We start from the raw sequence: 4,543 nt of genomic DNA, 5'->3' as shown, positions 1-4,543 counted from the left end.
TGAAAGTTGGAGACATAATCAGATTTGGTATATAATCCAAATACCAATAATTTTTTAAAATAAAAATATACTATTTTTTCATAACTATATATGATGATAATTAAATCATTTCTTAAAACTAGGCTGGTATACCACAGAAAATCCGATAGAATAAAAGCTCATGTGTTCGTATGTGTATTGTCACTTCTGCTATCAAGGATAATGAAAATTCTTATGGGCAAGGCAATTGACAGGATAAGCAGGAGCCTGAATTATCTGGATGTTGTTCCCATAACAGTTGGGAATAGAGAACTGTATGTCTCATCAGAGAGCATAGCAGCCCTGGATGTTCTTAAAATCCCGGGAGATTCCATATTCCATATTCCAGTATCCGGGAATGTGTACATACATAATTTCTGAAATGTTAAGAGAATACTTTAAAGCTGGTATTCAGTATCTAATAATAATGCTTGTTATGCGGAACTCAAGTTTGAAGAATCAAACATATTCAATCAAATATTATATTTTCCACCGTTTTTCCTTTTTTTCTCCACACATTATCAGGCTAGAATACAAATTTAATAAAATTATTATCTATGTGAGACTATCACATGAAATCTATAAAATAGCTCTGTTTAGAAATCTCATCAATATTTACATGTTGTTCAAGATAATATGATTATGACGTTATATTGACCTATAATTTATAACTCCCAATGATATGCAATACTTATATTATGATTTTCTTCCATCACATCTACTTTAAATATTAACATAGAATTTACTTCTATGGTGCTTTATGCAGAAGATATAATGAGAAAGAACTGCCAGATTGTGGATGGAAACACCAGTGCCCTTGAAGGTTCAAAAATGATGGCAGAGAAACAGCAGGGCTATATAATAGTGGGTAATGAAAACATTCCGGCTGGCATAGTCACAGAATGGGATTACATAAATAAGATTCTCTCAAAAGAGGCTGACGCATCAAAAGTTCCACTTAAAGAAATAATGACAACACCACTCACATCTGTTACATCAGATACCCCTATGGAGAAAGTTGCGAATCTAATGGCAAAGAAAGGAATAAGAAGACTACTGGTTATAGACAAGGGTAAAATATCAGGCATAATAACATCAAGAGACATACTTAAATTCTTCAGTGAATACGTATCAAACATGGTTGAAATAGCATCAAAATTTGGAATTAGATAATGTTAAACCTTTTCCGGAATAGCTGCGATTCTTTTTATCCTGTTATCCCTCACATTAAATGCAACAGATATGCCTATCAGTAATGCCATAGGTACCAGAGTCACATAGATAGCAATTTTTATGTTATATAATTCAGATATCAGACCGAAAATAAAGGGTATTATAAAGGCAATCACGTCCATAATAAGCAGAAATACTGAATAAACGATGTTCATATACTCCATGTCCACACTGGCTGCAATATATGAAGTTGAAAGAGGAAATATAGAACCGTGTGGAAATCCCAGTATCAAGAGTGCTGCCATAAACATTATCACACCGGTGTCTATGCCTATCAGAAGATAGCCCAGGATGCTGGCCGCAAATGCTGCATACATAAGAAATTCCTTATTGCGTACCTGCCTGATTGACAGTATGACCCTTGAAAGGAATGAAATTCCATAGAATAAGGTAAGAAGATAAAGAAAAGTGCTTGGTGCTATTCCATCGTATTCCTTTCCAATTATGCTTCCATAGGTAATTAGAAGTATAAACGGAAATGCATATGATATATTTCCAAACATGGCAAAAAGAACTTTTCCCTGTTTTAAGGATGTTGATGCCCTGCTTATAATTTCCTTAAATGACCTTGTTTTTGTTGATCTGGCCGGTATACGGATCTTAAGGGAGAGTACATACATCATTATTGAAGAGGAAAATGCTATGAAAAAGAATATGAGAAAAGCATATCTTACATTTATGGACGATAATATCAGGCCTTCCACCAGCACCCCAAATATAAGGCTCAGGGACAAAGCTGAAGTATATGCTGCTATATATCTGTCTCTTTTCTCCGGCGGGGCTATTGCATTTGTAATTGTCATCAGAAGCGGCTGCACCACACCCATGGAAAGTCCAGTTATACCGGAAAGGATGAGGACTTCGTAAATATTTTTTGAAAATATATACACAAATATTCCAATTGTCATAATGGCCAGGAATGCAAATACAACCTTTGGAGTCTTGTCAACACTAATTCTTCCATTAACAAAGATATTGGATGCCATTGCACCGATTCCATAGAAGGTTGCAGTAAGACCTACGAAGAACACATCAGCGTTTATGACATATTTTGTGAATATAGGAACAACTGTCATCAGCATATTTGTTGAGGCCCTCATTGTGAATGTTACTGATAAAAGCATGAGAAAATTAACCAGTACCATTGTATTTGCAGTTGTTTTCATATTATCCTAATTATAAATGAATATTTAATCTTTGAAAATACGTTTTCTTATGAAAGTTTTTATTATTTCACGGTATAAACTTCTATGGTAAAAAAAGTAGCAGTAATAGGTTCGGGAATCATGGGACAGGGCATAGCGCAGGTATTTATCAGGAATGAACTGGACACACTCCTTATTGATATAAATGACCAGATTCTAGAAAATGCAAGGAAAAACATCAGTGATGGTAAATTCGGACTGGCCAGGCTTGTGGAAAAGGGAACAATATCAGAAATCCAGAAAGCGGAGTATATGAAAAACCTTAAAATCTCTACAGATTATGGCATGCTCAGCGACAGGGATTTTGTCATAGAAGCTGTCCCAGAAACCATGCCATTGAAATTGAAAGTTATGGAAAGCATAGAGAAAAACATTCCGGATGAATCAATAATAGCATCCAACACTTCGGGAATAATGATATCTGAAATAGGAATGAATATCAAAAACAAATCAAGGCTTATTGGGATGCACTGGTTCAATCCTGCACCTGTGATGAAACTCATAGAAGTTGTTAAAACCCGTTTCACCTCTGATAATACAGTGAATATTGTTCTGGAAATGGCAAGATCCATGGGCAAGGAGCCTGTAGTGGTAAAGGATTATCCCGGTTTTTTCACTACTAACTTTGTCCATTCATGGCTGGTGGAATCCCTGAGACTATATGAAAAGGGCATAGCCAGCAAGGAGGATATAGACAAAATGGTTAAGCTGGGTTTTGGATTTCCCATGGGGCCATTTGAGCTTATGGACACTATTGGCCTTGATACCGTAAAAGAGATAGGGGATTACCTGTATTCAGAAACCGGAGACGAAAAAAAACTTCCACCACCAATGCTTAAGGAAATGGTTTATGCAGGATACAAGGGAAGCAAAAAGGTTAAAATGAACAGCAATGGCGGATGGTACGATTTATAATCTTATAAATTTGCTTTTATGACACGGAATGCATTGTTGAAGAGTACGTCTTCTGAGTGGCTTCCTATCATATCTTTCAATTTTTCTATTGCATTTACATCTTCGAATCTATCGGGTGTTTTAGGTATACCCAGAAAATCGGTGCCCAGGCTCACATGTCTCCATCCAAAATTATCCCCAAGGTATGTTATGCTTCCTATCATGCCATCAATATCCGGTGTTATCAGAGAATCCCTTATACCGGTTATCCCCATGACACCGTCAGTTTCTACTATTGCTTTTATTGATTCCTCATCAATATTCCTCTGATGGTTTTTCAGAGCCTTAAAATTTGTGTGGGAATCCAGTAGCGGCCGGGATGAAACTTCGCAGGCATCCAGTATTGTCTGTTTTCCAGCATGGGCCAAATCTATAATTATTCCATAGCTATTGCAAAGTTTTATGAGGTCTTCCCCGTATCCTGTAAGCCCGTAATCCTTTTTTGAATAGCATGAAGATGCAAATTTTGTATCATAGTTCCAGGTGAGCCCCAAATTTCTTAACCCCATTGAATAGAATAAGGCTATATCCTCAGGTCTATTGATTATGTCCGTCCCCTCCATGGATATGAGGAAATTAATTCCGTTGTCTATACCTTCTCTGCCACGGAGAATATTTATGCTGTATTTTTCTGATATTTCCCAGTAATAACTGAACTGCTGATAAGCTAATGTCATATTCGGTATTGATGTTCCATATGCATTTCCATACTGCATATTTACATGTGGAAAAACCACAGAGAAAATAATTGAACCGGGGAATACCTTAAGCATATCAATTCCTGACTGCTCATTTCCATGTATGACATCCCTGTACATGGATGAATAGGCTATGTCCTCGTGCAAATCTATAAATTTCATAAAAATGGTATGTAACGTGTCTAATTAAATTATTCCTTTGTTATTTCATGGAAGAGATGTGGCACGATTTCACTTATTATGCTGTAGGCTATCCCCTGTGCATCCTCTGACCCTGGAAGGGTAAAGATTATTTTTTTCCGGTAAATAAAGAGTGAGGCATCGGACAAATATGGGAATATGCCTCCAGATTTCTCCCTGAAAAGCTGTCCGAATCCTGGCATTTCTTTTTCAGCAATTTTCCTGATAGCCACGGATGTCTGATCCAGCCGTGAT

5 protein-coding genes and 1 pseudogene are annotated in these 4,543 nt (G+C 36.6%); 3 read left to right on the top strand and 3 right to left on the bottom strand.

Annotated elements, in window-relative coordinates; genetic code table 11:
• Positions 1 to 90 precede the first annotated feature (90 nt).
• Positions 91 to 399 (top strand): hypothetical protein, encoded by a 309-nt coding sequence (locus AMDU4_RS09975; protein WP_290704969.1) that lies wholly within the window; start codon positions 91 to 93, stop codon positions 397 to 399.
• A 369-nt stretch (positions 400 to 768) separates the two neighbouring features.
• Positions 769 to 1,191 carry a cyclic nucleotide-binding/CBS domain-containing protein gene (locus tag AMDU4_RS09970; RefSeq protein WP_021787856.1) on the top strand — a complete coding sequence of 141 codons (423 nt, stop codon included), beginning with the start codon at positions 769 to 771 and terminating at the stop codon, positions 1,189 to 1,191.
• Positions 1,192 to 1,193: 2 nt separating this feature from the next.
• Here AMDU4_RS09970 and AMDU4_RS09965 read toward each other — a convergent pair whose 3' ends face one another.
• Positions 1,194 to 2,417, bottom strand: coding sequence for an MFS transporter (locus AMDU4_RS09965; protein ID WP_021787855.1), 1,224 nt, complete (start codon positions 2,415 to 2,417; stop codon positions 1,194 to 1,196).
• Between the two features lie 84 nt (positions 2,418 to 2,501).
• Between AMDU4_RS09965 and AMDU4_RS09960 the strand changes: the two genes are divergently transcribed.
• Positions 2,502 to 3,371 carry a 3-hydroxyacyl-CoA dehydrogenase NAD-binding domain-containing protein gene (locus AMDU4_RS09960; RefSeq protein WP_021787854.1) on the top strand — a complete coding sequence of 290 codons (870 nt, stop codon included), beginning with the start codon at positions 2,502 to 2,504 and terminating at the stop codon, positions 3,369 to 3,371.
• Positions 3,372 to 3,373: 2 nt separating this feature from the next.
• Here AMDU4_RS09960 and AMDU4_RS09955 read toward each other — a convergent pair whose 3' ends face one another.
• Both AMDU4_RS09955 and AMDU4_RS09950 read right to left on the bottom strand, forming a co-directional pair.
• Positions 3,374 to 4,270 (bottom strand): dipeptidase, encoded by an 897-nt coding sequence (locus tag AMDU4_RS09955; RefSeq protein ID WP_021787853.1) that lies wholly within the window; start codon positions 4,268 to 4,270, stop codon positions 3,374 to 3,376.
• 29 nt (positions 4,271 to 4,299) lie between these two features.
• Positions 4,300 to 4,543: pseudogene (locus AMDU4_RS09950) on the bottom strand (molybdenum cofactor biosynthesis protein); the annotation flags it as partial.

This window comes from Ferroplasma sp. Type II (genome assembly GCF_000496155.1).
This window is presented reverse-complemented; position numbering and strand designations above follow the sequence as displayed.

Coding starts and splice junctions, on each gene's coding strand:
- AMDU4_RS09975 (WP_290704969.1), top strand. CDS start 91: ATGATGATAATTAAATCATTTCTTAAAACTAGGCTGGTATACCACAGA.
- AMDU4_RS09970 (WP_021787856.1), top strand. CDS start 769: ATGGTGCTTTATGCAGAAGATATAATGAGAAAGAACTGCCAGATTGTG.
- AMDU4_RS09965 (WP_021787855.1), bottom strand. CDS start 2,417: ATGAAAACAACTGCAAATACAATGGTACTGGTTAATTTTCTCATGCTT.
- AMDU4_RS09960 (WP_021787854.1), top strand. CDS start 2,502: ATGGTAAAAAAAGTAGCAGTAATAGGTTCGGGAATCATGGGACAGGGC.
- AMDU4_RS09955 (WP_021787853.1), bottom strand. CDS start 4,270: ATGAAATTTATAGATTTGCACGAGGACATAGCCTATTCATCCATGTAC.